Below are 19,381 nucleotides of genomic sequence, written 5' to 3' on the forward strand. Positions count from 1 at the left end.
TATAAAATAAAGCAAGCATACACACTTAAATAAAAATTGCCTTATCTTTGCCGCTCCTAAAGATAACACTTTAATAGAGAGAAAGGATTGCTTTCCCGTTAATTTTTATAAAAGATGAACTATCAGAACACTTTAACTTACTTATATAACAGTGCACCCATGTTCCAGCAAGTGGGTGGCTCGGCATACAAAGAAGGACTGGAGAATACGCGCATATTGGATGAACACTTTGGAAATCCCCACTATTCATTTCGCACAATCCATGTGGCAGGAACCAACGGCAAGGGCTCTTGTTCGCACACGATAGCCGCCATACTGCAAGAAGCCGGGTATCGCGTAGGACTTTACACTTCTCCCCACTTGGTAGACTTCCGCGAACGAATCCGTATAAACGGCCGACCCATACCGGAAGAATATGTGGTACATTTTGTAGAAAAAGAACGTAGTTTCTTCGAACCTTTACATCCTTCTTTTTTTGAGTTGACCACTGCCATGGCATTTTGTTATTTTGCTGACGAAAAAGTAGATGTGGCCGTTATAGAAGTGGGACTGGGCGGCCGACTGGACTGTACGAACATTATTCATCCGGACTTGTGTATCATTACCAATATCAGCTTTGACCATACTCAGTTTTTAGGCGATACACTGGCAAAAATAGCCGGAGAAAAAGCCGGTATCATCAAGAAAGACATTCCTGTTGTCATTGGAGAAACCACACCCGAAACCAAAGCGGTTTTCTTGCAAAGAGCCGAGGAAGTGAGTGCTCCGATAATATTCGCGGAAAATACGACTAAAAATGATTATCCCGGAATGAGAACTGAACTGCAAGGGCTTTACCAGATAAAAAACACGCGTACTATCCTCACTGCCCTACCGTTGTTGGAGAAAGCCGGCTACCACATAGACGAGCAAAGCGTACGCAACGGTTTTGCCCATGTCTGCGAACTGACAGGACTAATGGGACGCTGGCAAAAACTTCAGGACACCCCCACTCTGATATGTGACACCGGGCATAACGTAGGAGGTATAACTTACATTGCAGAGCAACTGAAACAGCAGAATTACCGCCACCTTCATATTATAATAGGTATGGTAAATGACAAGGATGTCAGTGGAGTACTTGCCTTACTTCCCAAAGATGCCACCTACTATTTCACCAAAGCTAGTGTAAAACGAGCTCTCCCCGAAGAAGAGCTATGCAAACTCGCCGCTAAAGCCGGTCTGCAAGGAAGCTGTTATCCGAATGTCCCTGCCGCAGTAACTGCCGCACAAGAAAAAAGCCACCCGGAAGATTTTATCTTCGTAGGTGGCAGTAGCTTTATTGTTGCAGACCTGTTAGCGAACCGCGATGCACTCAATCTCCACTAAAGCATCTTTTGGAAGCGCCTTCACAGCAACAGCCGAACGGGCGGGAAAAGCTCCGTCAAAATATGTGGCATATACCTTGTTCATGTCGGCAAACAAGGACATATCCGCCAGAAAAACGGTAGTCTTTACAATATTCGCCATACCCAATCCTGCTTCTTCCAAGATATGCTTTACATTCTCCAACGACTGGCGGGCTTGAGCCTCTGCACCTTCTGCCATAACTCCGGTAGCTGCATCAATAGGCAACTGACCTGATACAAATACCATCCCGTTTGCTTCAATAGCTTGACTGTAAGGGCCTATTGCGCCCGGAGCCTTTTGGCTACAAATTACTTTCTTCATAATTTTTATTCCTTTTTATCTGTTCATTATCAAGTATATAACATTTTATCTTGCAATATTCTCAAAAAAAGTCAAGAGACCCGTGCAGTATTTAAAAAAACAGTGCATTTACTATACGAATACACGAAAGAAAATTTCACTCATAACCTGTTAATACCTAGACTTAACTTTTATTTTAGCATGGGGAAGTTTTCCCATTCAAAGGCTCTGCTTGCGAAAGCAGGGCTTTTTCCTTATCGAAGCATCTATTTACAGTGTTTCTCAATCAGTTCATCCACATTCGGATCGCCTAACTCCTTCGCTTTGGCAAAGTTCTGGCATGCTTCCTGATTCTTTTTCATTTGCAACTGCGCAATTCCCATAAGACGATAGGCTTCGGCATACTTAGAATCGACCTTCAAAGCGTCTTGCAAAACTTTCAATGCCTCTTCATTGCGCCCCACGCGAATATTGACAACAGCAAGTTCCGCACGATAAGTAAGTTCTTTGGGATTTAATTCGATAGCCTTGTCCAAATCATCCAGTGCACGCTGGAACTGCTTGGCTTTCAAAGCTGCCTGTTCTCGATAGTAATAGAACACATCATTCACTTTTCCATTCACAGTCTTATAGTAAGCGTCATAGTCGAGCATGGCTGCACGTGCCTGATTTGCATTCATACGAGCTTGGGCACGTTCCAACAGATAAGGAGCGGCTTCTTCCGTGTACGGCTCACTGAAACGAGCCATACAACTGTCCATAAGCGCCAATATTTCCTCCGCAGGCGCTTTCATCAATTCTTTTGTCTTAGCTGCGCTAAAGAAAGTTGCTGCTGACGCCAGATTGGACTGATTGACCTTTTCGTAGCAAACCAAAGCTCCCGGGTAATCCTGTTTTGCAAACAAAATATCTCCCTCCGTCTGCATATACACCGGAAGTTCCTGAACAGCAATCGCCTTCCTGATTTCATCTACCGCTTTATCGTAAGACCAATCCTTATAAGGTTTCTCCGGATTGCCCAACATATAGTTATATATCAATTTGGCACGATTATAATATACGTCATCTTTCTTCTGAGTTACACTCAAAGCTTTATCCATATCAGCCACCACTTTCTCCATTGAAGCATCATCTTTAGACTGATACAACCAGTTAGCGGCACGACGCATATAACCGTCCGCACTATTCGGGTATTCGGCGATAAAATCATCCAACAGTTGTCCATACTTCTCCGGAGTTACCTGCGACGAAGCCATGAAAAGGAATACCAAAGCCTGCTCTTCCGTATCGGGCAATGCCTTCTTGATACCTATATTCTTTAAAGCCATATCGCTGAAAGAGAGTGCTGATACATTTTGAGCCATTACAAAGTTCGCGTCCACCGCATAGCAGATTGTGGCTGTATCTGCACCGGATGATTTCTGTGCAAGGGCAAAGACTTGTCCTTCTTCAGTCATAACCGGACAACTCACCATTTTATCTTTCAGATGCAGGTTAAGTGTGTAATAATAATATTTCTCGGAAAACTTATCTGCAGCCTTCACCTGTCCGGCAGTATAAGAACGGTCTTTTTGAGTGGAATAAGGCAATATATATACATTACCCCCCACTGCCGGAGCTACGGTTGCCGGATTCAATGCGGGAACTTTCTTGGTTGATATACCCACACGAAACTTGATTACATCGTACATATCATTTGCCCCCATAATGGAAACAACCGGCATTTGGACACCTTCCAAGTTCATTACTACCGCCCGTTGCGCTCCTTTGAACAAAGAATAGTCAGACAAGGCAACGCCATCTTCCGTTACGAAGAAACCGTTTCCGGTATTCAAAATTTTATCATTCTCATCATAAGTAACCACCGAGAATACGGCACGCTTAGCTTTCTCCACCCATTTGGGGGCTTGTGCTACACTCCACTGAGCCAAAAGGCACAGAGTGCAAAGCAGGAAAATCTTCTTTTTCATATTTAGTTGGTTCTTTGTTTTACAGCTTCGTAAATTAAGATACCGGCTGCAACAGATACGTTAAGAGACTCAATCGTACCCAGCATCGGAATCTTTACCCATTCGTCGCATAACGCGAGGTTGTCATAAGAAACTCCCTTGTCTTCAGCTCCCATGATTATACACATAGGGCCCGTATAATCGGCTTTTGTATAATCATAATCACCTTTTTCCGTAGCAGCCACAATATGGAAACCGCTATTTTTAAGGAACTGCAAAGTATCTTTCAAATTCTGTTCACGACATACGGGCAAAGTATGTAATGCACCTGCCGAAGTCTTTACCGCATCGGCATTTACCGTAACGCTGTTCTTGGCAGGAATAATAACAGCATCTACCGCCGCACACTCACAAGTACGGGCTATCGCTCCAAAGTTGCGTACATCCGTTATACCGTCCAGCATAACAAACAGAGGATTCTTGCCTTCCTCAAAAAGAAAAGGTACTAAATCTTCCGTTTTCTGATAAGTCACAGCCGAGACAAACGCTATCACGCCTTGATGATTTTTACGGGTAAAGCGGTTGATACGTTCTACCGGGACACGTTGTACGGGAATCAAAGTTCCCTTCAATGCAGCAAACAACTCTCTGGACAAGTCGCTCTGAATATCTTTCTTTACCAGTATCTTGTCGATGTCCTTACCGGCCTGAATCGCTTCTATTACGGCACGAACGCCGAAAATCATTTCACTTTTATCTACCATTGTATTTTATTGTTTTTTATTTTTTTATCTCTAAGCAGTACCAAGCAATGCTTTGGCATTATTGAGTGCAGCTTCCGTCAAGGTAACGCCACTCAACATATGGGCTATTTCCTCTACCCTCTCATTATCCGTCAAGCGGCGGATATGGCTATTGGTTTCCGTCTCATTATCCTGCTTATACACTTTATAATGAGCGCGTCCGCGAGCTGCAATCTGCGGCAAGTGGGTAATACTGATAACTTGGCGGTCACTATCGCCCATTTCCTGCATTATGTCTGCCATACGGTCGGCTATCTCACCGGAAACTCCGGTATCTATTTCATCGAATACGATAGTGGGTAACTTTACAGCTCCGGCTATCATTGCTTTGATGGACAACATAACGCGAGCTATCTCACCACCCGAAGCTACCGAAGAGACATTCTGCAAAGTTCCGTTCTTATTGGCGGAGAAAAGGAAGTTTACCGTATCCGCACCATGTATACCCGGTTCCTTACGTGTACCGATTTCCACCAGAAAACGAACATTGGGCATTCCTAACGGTATCAGGCGGGCTGCCATCTGTTTCTCAACCTCACGAGCCGCAGCGGTACGCAACTTGGTAAGCACCGCAGCTTGTTTCTTCACCTTATTATATAAAACTTCGCTATGAGCTTTCAGTTCTTCAATCCGTTCATCCGATGAAGTGATATTGGAAAGTTTAACGGCATAGTCATCTGTCAAAGCCAAAAGTTCATCCACCGTAGAGACGCGATGCTTCTGTTGGAGAGTATAAATCAGATTCAAGCGATCATTCACTTCTTCCAGCCGGGCGGGATTAAATTCAATTTCATCTTCCTTTCCTGAAATCTCCTGAGAAATATCTTTCAGTTCGATGTAGCTGCTTTCCAAACGTTCGGCAAGTTCTCCTGCGGAAGAATATACTTTCTGTAATCCCAACATTGTATTCAGGCATTCTTTCAGTGCGGAAAGCAGTCCGCCTTCATCGGAGTTCATCACCTGATTGGCACGGAACAACCCGGCTTTTATCTCTTCCGCATGGCTCAGCGTATCGGCTTCCTGTTCCAGTTCTTCCTGTTCTCCGGTAGTCAAGTGTGCATCTTCCAATTGTTCCAACTGAAACCGGATATAATCCTCATCAGCTTTATTCTGCTCTGCAAGGGCTGTTAGATTCTCCAACTCCTGCTGTACCCGCTTCCATTCCCGGTGAAGGGTTTGGTATTTAGCAAGCTCTTCTTCATCGTGCGCCAGTATATCCAGTACGTTTAATTGGAAGCCCTCTTTATTCAACAATAAATTCTGATGTTGCGAGTGCACGTCAATCAATTGTTCGCCAAGTTCTTTCATCTGTACCAATGAGGCGGGCGTATCATTTATGAACGCACGACTTTTACCCGAAGCATAGACTTCACGGCGAAGAATACACTCATCTTCGTATTCCAATTCATTTTCCTCAAAGAAAGGCTGCATACCATAACCGGCAATCTCAAAACGGGCTTCAATCACACATTTTGCAGCACCCTGCCTGATAGACTTCACATCGGCACGCTGCCCCAACAACAGACCGATAGCTCCTAATATAATGGATTTTCCGGCACCGGTCTCACCTGTAATCACCGAAAAACCGCTGCCGAGGTCTATATCAAGTTTCTCGATAAGCGCATAATTCTGTATGTATAGAGAACGCAACATTTTATTAAATAGAGAATTGAGAGTTGATAATTGAGAAATAAGGCTACTGTCTCATCACTTCCACTAAATGGTCAATAATATCCGCAGCCACTTCCACCTTAGACTTCAACGGATAATCCTTTTTACCATTCCTATCTATGATGCTGATTTTATTAGTATCGTAACGGAATCCGGCACCTTTGTCATTCAATGAATTAAGCACTATAAAGTCCAAATTCTTACGGTTTAGTTTATCTTCCGCATTATGCTGCTCATCGTTGGTTTCGAGGGCGAATCCCACCAGAACTTTACCGGGGTATTTCTTTTTCATTTCTCCCAAGTGAGCGGCAATATCCTGCGTCGGTTTCAGATTCAATGATATATCTCCGGTCTTTTCCCGTTTTATTTTTTTATCGGCAACCTGTTCCGGCGTATAGTCGGCAACGGCCGCAGCCATAATAACAGCATCCGCATTGTAAAACAAAGAAGTAGCAGCCTCAAACATCTGTCCGGCAGATTCTACATTAATATGCCGGTGCATAGAATAACGCGTTTGAAGCTGAACCGGTCCTGAAACCAGAATAACCTCCGCTCCTCTTGCCGCACATTCATCAGCGAGCGCATAACCCATTTTACCTGATGAATAATTGCCGATGAAACGTACGGGGTCAATTTTTTCATATGTCGGTCCGGTAGTTATCATTATTTTCTTTCCGGCCAAATCACCGTCTTTGGCAGCAAAGAACTCTTCCAAATGACGGATAATTACATCCGGTTCTTCCATTCTGCCCTTGCCCACCAAATGACTTGCCAGTTCACCTGTTCCCGGTTCTATAATATGATTGCCATAGGAACGGAGCGTCTCCAAATTCTTTTGGGTGGACGGATGGGCATACATATCCAAGTCCATTGCCGGAGCAACAAAAACAGGGGCTTTGGCAGACAGATAAGTGGTTATCAGCATATTGTCGGCAACACCATTCGCCATCTTGCCGATAGTGGAAGCTGTAGCCGGAGCTATCAGCATGGCATCCGCCCACAAGCCTAAATCCACGTGACTGTTCCAAGTACCGTCACGTTGTGCAAAAAACTCACTAATGACAGGCTTACTGGTAAGAGCTGACAAAGTAATGGGAGTTATAAATTCTTTTCCTGCAGGAGTTATAACGACTTGCACTTCCGCTCCTCGTTTTATAAGCCCGCGAATGATATAGCAGGCCTTATAGGCGGCAATACTTCCTGTAATGCCGAGTACTATTTTCTTTCCTTTCAGTGGATTTGCCATGAAATCAAGTTACTAATTACAAAATACAAGCAGAATATTACTTCTGGGTAATTTCACGCAGACGGATTTTAGTCAGCATAGCTTTGGTGTTCAGTGTAAAATCACTGTTCAGTATCCAGCTGTAATAGCCCGGATCACGCTTCAGCACATCCGCTACCGACATACCTTTATACTTGCCGAAGTTAAAGACTTCCACACCTTTATCATCGTAAACCATGCGTCCTGCAAAATCCACATTCTTGTTGAAGCTGGAATAATCCGACAAAAAAGCTACATCATTCTGCAACTCAGGATAGCGATCCAGTTGTGACATCAACACCTCATAGGTAGCGCGCGTATCAGCTTCCGCTGTATGAGCATCTTCCAGATTCTTATCACAATAGAACTTATAGGCGGCAGACAACGTACGTTGTTCCATTTTATGGAAAATAACCTGCACATCCACAAATTTGCGACGGCTCATATCAATATCCACATCCGCACGCAGAAATTCTTCTGCCAAAACAGGAATATCGAAACGGTTAGAGTTGAAACCGGCGAGATCACAACCTTCAATATCATTAGCGATATTACGTGCCACTTCTTTAAATGTGGGGCAATCCGCTACATCTTCATCATAAATGCCATGAACGGCAGAAGCTTCTGCAGGAATGTGCATTTCGGGATTGATACGCATGGTTTTGGTTTCTTCATTTCCGTTGGGATATACTTTAAGATAACAGATTTCCACTATGCGGTCGGAGTTGATATTTGTTCCCGTAGTCTCCAAATCAAAAAAGACAATCGGATTTTTCAGATTTAATTTCATGAAGTTTCGTATTTAGTTTTCATCCTACAAATAATCTGTCCCGAATTTATCTTTTAGGCACGGACTACACGGACTGACACGGTTTCTCTATAAACCCGAACCGTGAAATCCGCATAATCCGTGCCTAAATCAAAAGAACAACAGATTACTGTTTTATTAATCATTCAGCATCATCGGCATCAACAGCATCAGCAGATCTTCATTCTCTTCCTGCTCTACCGGAACAATAACACCGGCACGTGAAGGGTCAGCCAATTCGATAACCACTTCATCCGCTGATATATTATTCAGAATATCAATCAGGAAAGTAGACTTAAAGCCGATGCTCATCGGGTTGCCGGCATATTGGCATATCTGTGTTTCTTCTGCAGAAGTGGAAAAATCGATGTCCTGTGCGGAAATCACGATCTGGTTCTCCTGCATACGCAACTTGATAAGGCTGCTTGCCTGTGATGAGAAAATAGACACACGACGCAATGCACCGATAAGCTGTTGGCGGTCTACTGTTACCTTGTACGGATTGTTTTGCGGAATGACAGAGTTATAGTTCGGATAACGTCCCTCAATCAGACGGCACACCATACGATAGTTTTCTAAGGTGACAACAGCGTTGCGTTCATCAAATTCTATCGTTACCATGCCCTGTTCTTTCGGCAGCAAGTTCTTCATCAGGTTTGCGGGTTTCTTGGGAAGAATGAAAGCCGCACGTTCATTGCCTTTGGCAGCCAGCGTCTTGCAACGTACCAGTTTATGACCATCGGAAGCTACCATTGTTATATCTTCGGTAGTAATATCAAAATAGATACCGTTCATTACGGGTCGGAGTTCATCATCAGCGGTTGCAAACACTGCACGATTTATACCGCCCAACAACACCTGCGCATCCATTTCCACGCGAACAGCATTATCGCCTAACATAGCGGACTGGGGAAATTCATCCGCATTCTGACCCATCAGGCTATATTTACCGTTTTGATATTGTACCGTAATTTCCAAAGAGTCTGTATTGATGTCAAATGTCAGGGGTTGTTCGGGAATTTCCTTCAAAGCGTCCAACAAAGTCTTGGCAGTCACCGCAAAACGTCCGTCCGTATCACTTTCATTCACTTCGACTGTAGTAACCATAGTTGTTTCGCTATCAGAAACAGTTACAGACAGAGTTCCATCTTGTAGTTCAAAGAGGAAACAATCCAAAATAGGCAGCGCATTCTTCGAATTAATCACGCGGCTGATAGCCTGCAAATGGCTGGAGAGCGCAGTACTCGAAACGATAAATTTCATATATTCTGTATATTTAAGTTTTAATTTCAACCAACTTGTTAACTAACGGACAAAGTTAAAAAAAGAATTCCCTACGACAAAGAAATAGTAAGAAAAAACAGCTGTTTATTCGTCGCATATCCCTAAAAAATTGTAACTTCGCCGCATCATTTAAAAAGACAACAATGGAATTTACAGGAAAAATTATCGCTATACTCCAGCCCAGAGGCGGAGTTTCCAAGACAGGTAACGAGTGGAAGGCACAGGAATACGTAATCGAGGATCACGGACAATATCCCCGTAAGATGTGTTTTGACGTATTCGGAGCGGATAAAATAGAACAATTCAACATCCAGATGGGCGAAGAATTGACAGTTTCTTTCGACGTTGACGCACGTCAGTGGCAAGACCGCTGGTTCAACAGTATTCGTGCATGGAAAGTAGAACGCGTCAGCACAGCCGCACCTGCACCGGGCGCACCGGTTCCGCCGCCGGCTCCGTCCGCAGCACCGGAATTTTTGTCCGGAGACGCTAAAGACGATTTACCCTTCTAAAGTGAGAATTGAGAATTAAAAATTGAGAAATAAGAAAAGAAGTTTTTCAATTTTTAATTCTCAATTTCCTCCAACTCCTGCCCTTTATACAGTAAGACAAGATTCGGGTACACCACTCCATCCGTACAAGTAAATTGTATGCCAATTACGAAATGGCGGAAAAACTTGGATTGGCGGAAAAAGAAATTCGGTATCAGCCGTACATAGGTTTCCGGTTGATACATCATCTCCTCCATATCCACCATCATGGCAAAATTATAATAGGAAGAAAGGCTGCCCACCCCCTCCTCATATACCGAAGTACCATCCAACACTTCCTTATTCTCAACAGCATCTATATAAGCGGAAAGACTTTGCGCATCGGGAGCCAGCAACAACGCTCCTTTATAGAAACAAGCGTAGGTATGCAGTGCAGACTCTGTAATACCCGTCAGTTGCGTCAACATAGTATTTCGAGGTAACATATACTGACGATACTTTCGTGCACGCGGGTATTGCTTATAATTGGGAGATGTCTGCGGCACCATCGGAGCATCCTTTTCTTTGGGGGTAGCGTAGAGCATATGCTGCAAATAACGTTCCGCCCGCGCTTCATCCTTTACAAGGATGCTCATTACGGCACAAGGGTACTTGTCAGCAGTATCTTTGGACTGAAACAAGCAGGACATGATACTCTCTCCCGCATATTCTTTCATAAACATCATCCACTCTTCATCCCGCTTCTTGATATAATTGGAATAAGTCGCCTTGGCATATTCCTGCCGTGAAGTAAAGCCGAACATCGATTCCAAATCCGAAATAGCCCATTGGTCATAGAAGAAAGTCGATGAGGGAAGTCGTTCTCCCAAAAATCCCTTTATCGGCTTTTGTTTGCGTAATGCATTGATAAAGGTATGGGTGCTATCCGCCCCATGACTGATACCGGAACAATAAATGGCTTCCTCGTTGAACTTCATATCAAATTCCGCCCAGCTTCCCAAGCGCGTTTGCGAACGGATGCCGTCCGTATCCTTACCCATATCCACTTCCTTCATGCGTACATACACCGTTGCCGTCACATTATTGCGTTTGCCGGCATACATGGTACGAAAAGAGGGCACATCCATTAGCGAACGGTCAGCACGGCGAGCGTCAATCACCTGTTCTATCAAACGCTTCTGGAAACTGACAGCCAAGAAATCCGATGTGAAATAAGCCGCAAGAAAACGTCCGTCCTCCATGGGATAAATACGTATCTCCTCTCCGTTATAGTCAAAATATTTAGAAGGGAAAGTGCTGGAACAATACTTACGCACAAAAGACTCTACCAATTCGTAGTCTCCTGTCCCCAGGCTGCAATATAGCACTTGATTCAGAGGAGTATCCGGTTCATGGAAGCTGATAAGCATCTTGTTCATCTGCTTGCTCAATCCATGCGGCGTGTCACCCACCAACGTATTAAGATATTTCTTCAGGTAGACGAAAAGTTCAGATACATACAAGAAATGGTCGTCCTTGCTGCAATGCAGCCCGTTGATGTCTTCCATCAAATCCGCCATACGGTCTGTTTCAAGTACGGCTGTAGCATCCTGCGGCACTAATGTGAAAAGATTAAAATCCTGTTGGTTTTCCACTGCATTCATACGCAGAAACGAATATACGCCAAAGCCCGTACATAGCAAAACTATGGACACAATAACGGCTATTCTTATGAGGAGTCGGAGCTTCATGGCATAAATTCATCAACTGTTGGCAAAAATAGGTATTTCTACTAATAAAACAAAACAAATGTTTTAAAAAGTTTAGAAATATATTTCCATACCATCATAAGCAAAATGCATATGGGGCGGCAATTGACTGTCTATTTCGGCATGCAGTCCTGCATGATGACTCATATGGATAAAATAAGTTTCTTTTGCGCCAATACGTTCCGCAGCCGCCAACGCTTCCGATATGCTCTGGTGCGTAGGATGCGGCTGTGGTCGCAAAGCGTTTATTACCAGAACATCCAGTCCCCGCAATTGTTCATACGAAACATCCGGCATCGTGTGCATATCCGTTATATATCCCAAACGTCCGCCAATGCGATATCCCAAGATAGGCAGCCGTCCATGCATCACGGCAACCGGCAATATCTCTGTTTTCCGGATAGAAAAAGGCTTGCCGGCTTCCACTTCCTGCAAGTAGATGCGCGGTACACCCGGATACACCTTGTCCACAAAACAATATGGCATCCTCACCCTCAAATGGGTTGCAGTATAGGCATCTGAATAGATGGGTATTTCCGAGAAGCGGCAGAAAGGGCGCAAATCATCCAGTCCACCCACATGGTCGTAGTGTTCATGGGTAATCAGCACACCGTCAATCCGTTCGTAAATAGAAGCCCGCAACATCTGTGTCCTGAAATCGGGACCGCAATCTATCAGTATCGTCGCATCGTCCGTATGCAACAGGGCCGATGCCCGCAGGCGGTTATCCCGCGAATCGGCAGAAGTACAAACTGGGCACGTACAACCTATTTCCGGCACCCCGGTAGATGTTCCGCTTCCTAATATAGTCAGTTTCATAACAGCGCAGCTCACTAATCGTTAATCACTCAATAAAGTTTACTTCCGGCCAAATTTCCACACCGAATTTCTCCTTAACCGAAGCCCTGACAGCATCCGACAGAGCAACCACATCTTTTCCGGTCGCGCCACCCAGATTCACAAGCACCAAAGCCTGTTTATCATGTACGGCTGCAGGTCCCAAGGCCTTGCCTTTCCAGCCGCATTGGTCTATCATCCATCCGGCAGGAATCTTCACCCGGTCGGCATCCACCTCATAGTGAGGCATAGAAGGATACTGATGCAGCAGCCTTTCAAAAAGCGCACGCGGCACAATGGGGTTCATGAAGAAACTTCCGGCATTGCCCAGCACTTTCGGATCGGGCAATTTACTGTTACGGATATCTATAATCACCTGACGCAGGGTAGCTAAATTCACCGCCGGATGCTTGGCAAGCTCCTGACGAATCGTGCCATAGTCTAATGTATAGCGTTCTTTCTTGCCCAGTATGAAGTTTACGTAAGTCACAAAGACCGACTTCATTTCAGGCTTTTTAAAAAGGCTTTTCCGGTAGGCATATTCACATTCATCCTTTTGGTAAATGCGCTTCTCACCGCGAATATTTATCGTCTCCACTGACAAAATGAGGTCTTTTACCTCTACGCCATAAGCGCCGATGTTCTGTACAGCGCTTGCACCCGTTTCACCGGGGATTAGCGACAGATTCTCCGCACCATACCAACCCCGTTCCACGCAATAAGCCACAAAATCATCCCATATCACGCCCGCACCTACACGCACGCACACCTGTTCGTCATCTTCTGCAGTCACCTCCATTCCACCGATGCGCGAGTGCAGCACAACGCCGTCATAGTCTTTCACAAACAATAAATTACTGCCGCATCCCATATGTAGAAAAGGAGAAGTGATACGCCCTTCGGCTATCATTTTCTCCAGTTCCTCTACCGAGTCATATTCTGCATACAAGGCAGCTTTCACATCAAATCCGAATGTATTGGGTATTCTCATAAATTTCAAATGCTCGTATCCTCATATTTATACATCTCCCACTCTCCTCCCCGTCTCCGGAAGTAGAATACGTTGGAATATCCGTTGCCGATACCGTTCACTTTCAGTATCTTCGTATTAGAATTATCCTCATTCTTTTGTCCGTAGTTAATATTGGACAACTTGTCCATAGGCAGCGGCGGGCGGAAAGCGTACCATTGGTTCACATCAAGGGTCGTTTCCAATATGGCAAACTCATCGTCGGGGTCAATCGTGACAAACTGCAGCGGGTCGGCGATGTGCTTGCTTTGATACAAGCTGTCCGTCACAAAACGGGTGTAGAAATCCACAAAATTCTCGCCCTCACCTTCCTCTATATGGCGCAGATTAATGGCTTCCAACATCCACATACCCTCCTTACGCTCAAAGTAATACTTCTTCACCATGCGCGTTTTCAGGTAAATCCACTCCACCTGTACGGACTTCAACGCTGTGTCACCCACCATATCCATGTCACTCTCACGATCGAAAAGCAATGTGTAATAATTTTGCTTGGTAAACAGGTAGTCGTGCTTCCAGAAACGCTCCTCAATTTTTGAAGGGGTGTCCCGGTTGTAATAAGGCAAAGGAAACACCGTCCTCTCCCGTTGCAAAGCCTCGTCCGAAGCATAGTTGAAGATAAAATCATCAAACAGTTCGTCCGCTTCCAACGGTTTAGGTTCTTCCTCCACCTCAGCCTGCAGCAGCGTATCGGCCTTATGGTTTGCCGAATCCACCATTTCGGTAATGGTAGTAAAGGGATCCATCTTCGTCTTTCTGTTCCCGCATGAGAACAGAAAAATGAGTATGCAGAATCCCGTTAGTAATTGTTTCATTCTTTACTGACCCTCTACGGTCATTTATTTAATTTTGCTCTTAGCTTTTCAAGCATATCCACGGTCATGGACTCCAAATCGAATTGCGGCATCCAGTCCCATTCTTCACGGGCGCAGGAGTCATCCAAAGAGTCCGGCCAACTGTCGGCAATGGCCTGTTTCAAAGGGTCTACCTCGTAAACCATCTCAAAATCGGGCACATGCTTCTTGATAGCAGCGTAAATCATTTCCGGGTCGAAACTCATGGAAGCGATGTTGAACGCATTCCTGTGTTTCAAACGCGCCGGAGCGGCTTCCATCAGCGAGATAGCCGCATTGATGGCATCGGGCATATACATCATGTCCATAAATGTACCCGCCTTTACGGGACAGACGAACTTTTCGCCTTTCACAGCCGAATAGAAGATATCTACCGCATAGTCCGTCGTACCGCCACCCGGAGGCGTCACATTGGAGATAATGCCGGGGAAGCGTACCGCACGGGTATCCACCCCATATTTCGTATAATAATAATCACTTAACAATTCTGTCGTCACTTTTGTTACGCCGTACATGGTGCGCGGGCGTTGAATGGTGTCTTGCGGCGTCTTTACATGAGGAGTGTTTTCTCCGAACGAACCGATAGAACTCGGCGTAAATACGGCACAACCGTACTCACGGGCTACTTCCAGTACATTCCACAACCCGTCTATACCGATTTTCCACGCCATTGCCGGACGGCTTTCGGCGACTACCGACAACAAGGCAGCCAAATTATAAATTGTATCAATCTTGAATTGTCGTGCCACTACTTCAATAGACTGGCGGTCTGTCACATCAGCAATCGCCGATGGACCAGAGGCTTTTAACTCACCTTGCGGCATAGCGCTCGGAATGTATCCGGCCACAACATGGTCGTCACCATAACGCTTGCGCAACTCCAATGTCAACTCCGAGCCAATCTGTCCTGTGGCTCCAATTACCAAAATATTCTTCATACAACTTATTTATAAGGTATTCTTCACATTACCGATGCGCAAATATACGTACTTTTTTTTCATTTTTCTATCAAAAAGATATTGTTTATTCCAAGAAAAATGATGTCCTTTGTAGAGCTTCAGATTACGATGTCTCACTTATTAAAATAAAAAGCTATGTATGGTAAAATGAAAGACCATCTCAGCAAAACTCTTGCTGAAATTAAAGAAGCCGGACTCTACAAAGAGGAACGCCTGATTGAGAGTGCGCAACAAGCTGCCATCACCGTGAAAGGCAAGGAGGTGCTGAACTTCTGCGCCAACAATTATCTGGGATTGTCCAATCATCCCCGCCTGATAGCCGCAGCTCAGAAAATAATGGAACGACGCGGTTACGGAATGTCGTCCGTCCGTTTTATCTGCGGAACACAGGATATTCACAAAGAATTGGAAGCCGCCATTTCCGATTACTTCAAGACGGAAGACACGATTCTTTACGCTGCCTGTTTTGACGCCAACGGCGGTGTGTTCGAGCCTCTCTTCACCGAAGAGGATGCCATTATCTCCGACTCCTTGAACCACGCTTCCATTATCGACGGTGTGCGTCTCTGCAAGGCAAAGCGCTACCGTTATGCCAACGCCGACATGACCGAACTTGAGAAATGCCTGCAAGAAGCCCAAGCGCAACGCTTCCGCATCGTCGTAACGGACGGTGTATTCTCTATGGACGGCAACGTGGCTCCTATGGATAAGATATGCGACCTTGCCGAGAAGTACGACGCGTTGGTTATGGTAGACGAATCTCACTCTGCCGGCGTGGTAGGCGCTACGGGTCATGGCGTGAGCGAACAGTACAATACCTACGGGCGTGTGGATATTTACACCGGCACGTTGGGCAAAGCCTTTGGGGGCGCTTTGGGTGGTTTCACCACAGGCCGCAAGGAGATTATCGACTTATTGCGCCAGCGCAGCCGCCCGTACCTGTTCTCCAACTCTCTCGCTCCGGGCATCATCGGTGCAAGTCTTGAAGTGTTCAAAATACTGAAAGAAAGTAATGCCCTGCACGACAAGTTAGTAGAAAATGTAAACTACTTCCGCGACAAGATGACCGCTGCCGGCTTTGACATCAAGCCTACTCAAAGTGCCATTTGCGCAGTAATGCTATACGATGCCAAGCTGTCTCAAATTTATGCTGCCCGTATGCAGGAAGAAGGTATCTATGTAACCGGATTCTATTATCCTGTTGTGCCGAAGGGTCAGGCACGCATCCGTGTGCAAATCTCCGCCGGACACGACAAGGAGCATTTGGATAAATGTATCGCAGCGTTTATAAAAGTAGGAAAGGAATTGGGAGTACTGAAATAAAAAAGGTGATAGGGTGGTAAAGCCTATCACCCTACCACTTCTTTCATGCGGGTACAGCTATTAGCTCACGCCCTATTTCACGTATAACTTCTATTATTTCATCAAAACGTTGTTTCGACGGTTTCTTTGCCCCACTCACATATTGGGCAAACAAACTTTGTGACAAGCCCAAACGGCGGGCTACTGCAGAGGCGTTCAGTTCGGGATGGGCAATAAACAAATCATATAAAGGATTCGATTTCTTTTCTTGAAAAAAACCTTCAAAACTTAAATCTTCATCCAATTCTTTCCAATGAATACCATATTCACCCACTTCAAAATTCGCACGCTGTTCAGGAGTGGCAAACTTTAATCTTTGATAATTTGCAAATTCTTCACAGGCTTCCTTACCGTCAATTGTACGTATCCATACAGCTGTATCGGTCAACCATACTTTTTCTACTACGTCTTTCATAACCGTTCATTTTGCTTTGTTAAAGAATTTATTCCAATGCTCTGCTATTACCTCTTGATTTTCTTCAATTATAGATTCTACAAGCTTCAACTCAGAAGATTTCAAGCCATTGTTTTTTACTAACATGACAGGGAATAATATAAATTTCGCACTAACATTCCCCTTTATTACATGAACATGAATAGGTTCGTGGTCGTTAGCATAAAACATAAAACGAAAACCAAACAAGATAAATATTGTAGGCATAACTATTTCTTTTTCTTCTTATTACAAAGATAGGTAATTATTTAATTACCCACAAGAAGAAACATGAAATAATATAAAAAAAGTGGTAGGGTGATAAAAAAGCAATAGGGTGGTAAAGCCTATCACCCTACCACCCTATCATTATCACTTTTTTCTATTATTTTCTTTCACCCAGTTTCGCATCAATAAAGAAGATTCCGGAAGCACCGGCTTTCTTTATCATGTCTACGATGCCGGAAGCGGTAGCTTCTTCTTCTACCTGTTCGCGAACGAATCCCCACAAGAAGTCTTGAGAAGCCTTGTCTTTTTCGGCTGCGGCTACGTCCACCAGAGCATCAATCATCTTCGATACGCGGCATTCGTGTTCGTAAACCTGTTCGAATACTTCCAGCGGAGTACCGAAATCGTTGGGAACAACATCAATTTTATCTAATTTAGCCTTACCGCCGCGTTTGATGATGTACGATGCCAATTCACAAGCATGTCCGTGTTCCTCGAAAGATTGCTTCTTCAACCAAGAAGCCATTCCGCAATAACCCTCTTTCTCCATATAGAAAGACATTGCTAAATAAAGGTTAGATGACCACATCTCAGCCGTAATCTGCTCGTTAATTGCATTCTGTAATTTTTCTGTTATCATAATTGTATTTATTAAGTAAATTGAAATGATTACAAATATAACAAGACTGCATGGATATTGTTCATCTCAATAACATTATTTAGTAAAAAAGACAAAATACAATCTCATGATATCATGTTTACTATCCGAGCGGATTGTCCTTATCCCCCTCGTCGGGAATCACGCCGCCGCCATTGCCGCCGCCACCGGAGTTTTCACCGTCTATCGCCGCCTGCACATCGAGGAATTCAATCTTCTCCCCGGCACGTGTGGAAGTAAGGTTCGGCTTTACGCTACTCGATGCGCGGAAGTTTATCTTCACCGTCCGGATATTCTTGGACGTGCAATCCTTCACATCCGCCACACCCGCAGAGCGGGCGGAAAGGCTGAACACGCCGAAATCCTGAATATTCACCGAGTGCCCGTTGTACAGCGCCGTACGCATCGCTTCCACGAAGTTCGTCAGCACGCTCTTGATGTCGCCGTAGGAAAGGGAACTCTTCTCTTTCATCTCGTACGCAATGCTGTCCAGCGTCATGGTCTGGCCCATGGTCACAAGGCGCGGATGAAAAACTATCTCGGAATCTTTGTTTTTGGGGTCTTTCCGATAACCCACTTTCTTAAATGGTACTGCCATGTTAATTGAGAATTAGAAATTAAGAAATAAGGGGAGAAGGGAGGAGATTCTTCGTCGCAAGCTCCTCTGAATGACAGGATGATTTTTCTATCAGAGTTTTGAAGCAGCTCCTCTCCCTTTTTCCGTAGTACAAAGATACGGAATCGGAAAATCCTGTTTTGTCGTACACGGGCGCGGTGGGATATGAATGTCAGTAGTTTGGTTCCATTGAATTTCAACCGATTATAATACGCTTTTTACTTATTCTGAATCTGCATAAACTACAATTGCCTGTCTTGCAAATCCCATTTGATATACATCAAACGGACTTTGCACCACAGGCAAAACTTTTTTTGATGTGCACCTATTGCCTGAAGTTCCGTTCCACCTCGTCCGACCGGCACTTCACCACCCCATACTCCGTACTGCCCTGATTGTTGGTGCGCGTCTCGAACTCATACTTCTCGAGTGCCTGCACCAATTCCTGTTGCGCCTGCCGGTTCACCTGCACCTTGCCGTAAATGGTGAGGTGAGTGAGGATGGCGGAGGCAGGCATCCACTGCACCGACAAATCCTCCGGAAGGGGGCGGCGGAAACCTCTTGGGGGATGTCCTTGCGTTTGTTTTTAGTTTGTCTTCATTGACGGGGGCAAAGGTAAAGGTACGCTTCCGAATACGAAAATAGCCCTCTCCCCCCGTGGGGAGGGTCCGCCCCACTTATTTCGGATGCGTGCCGG

General features: G+C 44.9%; 20 protein-coding genes. 3 read left to right on the plus strand and 17 right to left on the minus strand.

Annotation, left to right across the window (positions count from 1 at the left end; all coding sequences use genetic code 11):
• Positions 1-114 precede the first annotated feature (114 nt).
• Positions 115-1,368 (plus strand): bifunctional folylpolyglutamate synthase/dihydrofolate synthase, encoded by a 1,254-nt coding sequence (locus tag KG118_RS16190; RefSeq protein WP_213388569.1) that lies wholly within the window; start codon positions 115-117, stop codon positions 1,366-1,368.
• On the opposite strand, the gene KG118_RS16195 is transcribed toward KG118_RS16190, so the two are convergent.
• The 7 genes from KG118_RS16195 to dnaN form a co-directional block, all read right to left on the minus strand.
• Positions 1,336-1,710 carry a RidA family protein gene (locus KG118_RS16195; RefSeq protein WP_117713051.1) on the minus strand — a complete coding sequence of 125 codons (375 nt, stop codon included), beginning with the start codon at positions 1,708-1,710 and terminating at the stop codon, positions 1,336-1,338. The two genes, KG118_RS16190 and KG118_RS16195, sit on opposite strands and share 33 nt — an antisense overlap.
• A 245-nt stretch (positions 1,711-1,955) precedes the next feature.
• A complete protein-coding gene (locus KG118_RS16200) occupies positions 1,956-3,659 on the minus strand; it encodes a tetratricopeptide repeat protein (RefSeq protein ID WP_117713052.1) in 1,704 nt (567 codons plus the stop codon).
• Positions 3,660-3,661: 2 nt separating this feature from the next.
• Complete coding sequence (gene rlmB, locus KG118_RS16205; protein WP_117713053.1) at positions 3,662-4,402, minus strand: 23S rRNA (guanosine(2251)-2'-O)-methyltransferase RlmB; 741 nt, start codon at positions 4,400-4,402, stop codon at positions 3,662-3,664.
• Between the two features lie 30 nt (positions 4,403-4,432).
• The gene (recN, locus tag KG118_RS16210; protein WP_117713054.1) at positions 4,433-6,094 is read right to left on the minus strand and encodes a DNA repair protein RecN; all 1,662 of its coding nucleotides are present in this window, start codon (positions 6,092-6,094) and stop codon (positions 4,433-4,435) included.
• Between the two features lie 43 nt (positions 6,095-6,137).
• Positions 6,138-7,358, minus strand: coding sequence for a bifunctional phosphopantothenoylcysteine decarboxylase/phosphopantothenate--cysteine ligase CoaBC (gene coaBC, locus KG118_RS16215; protein WP_117713055.1), 1,221 nt, complete (start codon positions 7,356-7,358; stop codon positions 6,138-6,140).
• A gap of 37 nt (positions 7,359-7,395) precedes the next feature.
• Entirely contained in the window at positions 7,396-8,166 is a 771-nt protein-coding gene (locus KG118_RS16220) for a 3'-5' exonuclease (protein ID WP_117713056.1), read from the minus strand.
• Between the two features lie 156 nt (positions 8,167-8,322).
• Positions 8,323-9,447 carry a DNA polymerase III subunit beta gene (gene dnaN, locus KG118_RS16225; RefSeq protein ID WP_117713074.1) on the minus strand — a complete coding sequence of 375 codons (1,125 nt, stop codon included), beginning with the start codon at positions 9,445-9,447 and terminating at the stop codon, positions 8,323-8,325.
• A gap of 164 nt (positions 9,448-9,611) precedes the next feature.
• On the opposite strand from dnaN, the gene KG118_RS16230 reads away from it, so the two are divergent.
• Positions 9,612-9,980, plus strand: a complete 369-nt coding sequence (locus tag KG118_RS16230; protein WP_117713057.1) for a DUF3127 domain-containing protein — start codon at positions 9,612-9,614, stop codon at positions 9,978-9,980.
• A gap of 53 nt (positions 9,981-10,033) precedes the next feature.
• Here KG118_RS16230 and KG118_RS16235 read toward each other — a convergent pair whose 3' ends face one another.
• The 5 genes from KG118_RS16235 to KG118_RS16255 form a co-directional block, all read right to left on the minus strand.
• A complete protein-coding gene (locus KG118_RS16235) occupies positions 10,034-11,689 on the minus strand; it encodes a DUF3352 domain-containing protein (RefSeq protein WP_117713058.1) in 1,656 nt (551 codons plus the stop codon).
• A 72-nt stretch (positions 11,690-11,761) separates the two neighbouring features.
• Positions 11,762-12,526 (minus strand): MBL fold metallo-hydrolase, encoded by a 765-nt coding sequence (locus KG118_RS16240; protein ID WP_117713059.1) that lies wholly within the window; start codon positions 12,524-12,526, stop codon positions 11,762-11,764.
• A 25-nt stretch (positions 12,527-12,551) separates the two neighbouring features.
• Positions 12,552-13,535, minus strand: a complete 984-nt coding sequence (gene murB, locus KG118_RS16245; RefSeq protein WP_117713060.1) for a UDP-N-acetylmuramate dehydrogenase — start codon at positions 13,533-13,535, stop codon at positions 12,552-12,554.
• Between the two features lie 5 nt (positions 13,536-13,540).
• The gene (locus KG118_RS16250; protein ID WP_117713061.1) at positions 13,541-14,389 is read right to left on the minus strand and encodes a DUF4348 domain-containing protein; all 849 of its coding nucleotides are present in this window, start codon (positions 14,387-14,389) and stop codon (positions 13,541-13,543) included.
• Between the two features lie 20 nt (positions 14,390-14,409).
• Positions 14,410-15,366, minus strand: coding sequence for an NAD-dependent epimerase/dehydratase family protein (locus tag KG118_RS16255; protein ID WP_117713062.1), 957 nt, complete (start codon positions 15,364-15,366; stop codon positions 14,410-14,412).
• 156 nt (positions 15,367-15,522) lie between these two features.
• On the opposite strand from KG118_RS16255, the gene kbl reads away from it, so the two are divergent.
• A complete protein-coding gene (kbl, locus tag KG118_RS16260) occupies positions 15,523-16,710 on the plus strand; it encodes a glycine C-acetyltransferase (RefSeq protein ID WP_117713063.1) in 1,188 nt (395 codons plus the stop codon).
• Positions 16,711-16,753: 43 nt separating this feature from the next.
• On the opposite strand, the gene KG118_RS16265 is transcribed toward kbl, so the two are convergent.
• The 5 genes from KG118_RS16265 to KG118_RS16285 all read right to left on the minus strand — a co-directional run bounded on the left by KG118_RS16265 (position 16,754) and on the right by KG118_RS16285 (position 19,201).
• A complete protein-coding gene (locus tag KG118_RS16265) occupies positions 16,754-17,164 on the minus strand; it encodes a DUF2442 domain-containing protein (RefSeq protein ID WP_117713064.1) in 411 nt (136 codons plus the stop codon).
• 6 nt (positions 17,165-17,170) lie between these two features.
• Entirely contained in the window at positions 17,171-17,410 is a 240-nt protein-coding gene (locus KG118_RS16270; protein ID WP_117713065.1) for a DUF4160 domain-containing protein, read from the minus strand.
• A gap of 157 nt (positions 17,411-17,567) precedes the next feature.
• Complete coding sequence (locus KG118_RS16275; RefSeq protein ID WP_117713066.1) at positions 17,568-18,050, minus strand: ferritin; 483 nt, start codon at positions 18,048-18,050, stop codon at positions 17,568-17,570.
• Between the two features lie 121 nt (positions 18,051-18,171).
• Entirely contained in the window at positions 18,172-18,666 is a 495-nt protein-coding gene (locus KG118_RS16280; protein ID WP_117713067.1) for an HU family DNA-binding protein, read from the minus strand.
• A gap of 343 nt (positions 18,667-19,009) precedes the next feature.
• The gene (locus KG118_RS16285) at positions 19,010-19,201 is read right to left on the minus strand and encodes a hypothetical protein (RefSeq protein ID WP_213388571.1); all 192 of its coding nucleotides are present in this window, start codon (positions 19,199-19,201) and stop codon (positions 19,010-19,012) included.
• Positions 19,202-19,381: the final 180 nt, after the last annotated feature.

The organism is Bacteroides propionicigenes, from assembly GCF_018390535.1.
GTDB lineage: Bacteria > Bacteroidota > Bacteroidia > Bacteroidales > Bacteroidaceae > Bacteroides > Bacteroides propionicigenes.

Coding starts and splice junctions, on each gene's coding strand:
- KG118_RS16190 (WP_213388569.1), top strand. CDS start 115: ATGAACTATCAGAACACTTTAACTTACTTATATAACAGTGCACCCATG.
- KG118_RS16195 (WP_117713051.1), bottom strand. CDS start 1,710: ATGAAGAAAGTAATTTGTAGCCAAAAGGCTCCGGGCGCAATAGGCCCT.
- KG118_RS16200 (WP_117713052.1), bottom strand. CDS start 3,659: ATGAAAAAGAAGATTTTCCTGCTTTGCACTCTGTGCCTTTTGGCTCAG.
- rlmB (WP_117713053.1), bottom strand. CDS start 4,402: ATGGTAGATAAAAGTGAAATGATTTTCGGCGTTCGTGCCGTAATAGAA.
- recN (WP_117713054.1), bottom strand. CDS start 6,094: ATGTTGCGTTCTCTATACATACAGAATTATGCGCTTATCGAGAAACTT.
- coaBC (WP_117713055.1), bottom strand. CDS start 7,358: ATGGCAAATCCACTGAAAGGAAAGAAAATAGTACTCGGCATTACAGGA.
- KG118_RS16220 (WP_117713056.1), bottom strand. CDS start 8,166: ATGAAATTAAATCTGAAAAATCCGATTGTCTTTTTTGATTTGGAGACT.
- dnaN (WP_117713074.1), bottom strand. CDS start 9,447: ATGAAATTTATCGTTTCGAGTACTGCGCTCTCCAGCCATTTGCAGGCT.
- KG118_RS16230 (WP_117713057.1), top strand. CDS start 9,612: ATGGAATTTACAGGAAAAATTATCGCTATACTCCAGCCCAGAGGCGGA.
- KG118_RS16235 (WP_117713058.1), bottom strand. CDS start 11,689: ATGAAGCTCCGACTCCTCATAAGAATAGCCGTTATTGTGTCCATAGTT.
- KG118_RS16240 (WP_117713059.1), bottom strand. CDS start 12,526: ATGAAACTGACTATATTAGGAAGCGGAACATCTACCGGGGTGCCGGAA.
- murB (WP_117713060.1), bottom strand. CDS start 13,535: ATGAGAATACCCAATACATTCGGATTTGATGTGAAAGCTGCCTTGTAT.
- KG118_RS16250 (WP_117713061.1), bottom strand. CDS start 14,389: ATGAAACAATTACTAACGGGATTCTGCATACTCATTTTTCTGTTCTCA.
- KG118_RS16255 (WP_117713062.1), bottom strand. CDS start 15,366: ATGAAGAATATTTTGGTAATTGGAGCCACAGGACAGATTGGCTCGGAG.
- kbl (WP_117713063.1), top strand. CDS start 15,523: ATGTATGGTAAAATGAAAGACCATCTCAGCAAAACTCTTGCTGAAATT.
- KG118_RS16265 (WP_117713064.1), bottom strand. CDS start 17,164: ATGAAAGACGTAGTAGAAAAAGTATGGTTGACCGATACAGCTGTATGG.
- KG118_RS16270 (WP_117713065.1), bottom strand. CDS start 17,410: ATGCCTACAATATTTATCTTGTTTGGTTTTCGTTTTATGTTTTATGCT.
- KG118_RS16275 (WP_117713066.1), bottom strand. CDS start 18,050: ATGATAACAGAAAAATTACAGAATGCAATTAACGAGCAGATTACGGCT.
- KG118_RS16280 (WP_117713067.1), bottom strand. CDS start 18,666: ATGGCAGTACCATTTAAGAAAGTGGGTTATCGGAAAGACCCCAAAAAC.
- KG118_RS16285 (WP_213388571.1), bottom strand. CDS start 19,201: ATGCCTGCCTCCGCCATCCTCACTCACCTCACCATTTACGGCAAGGTG.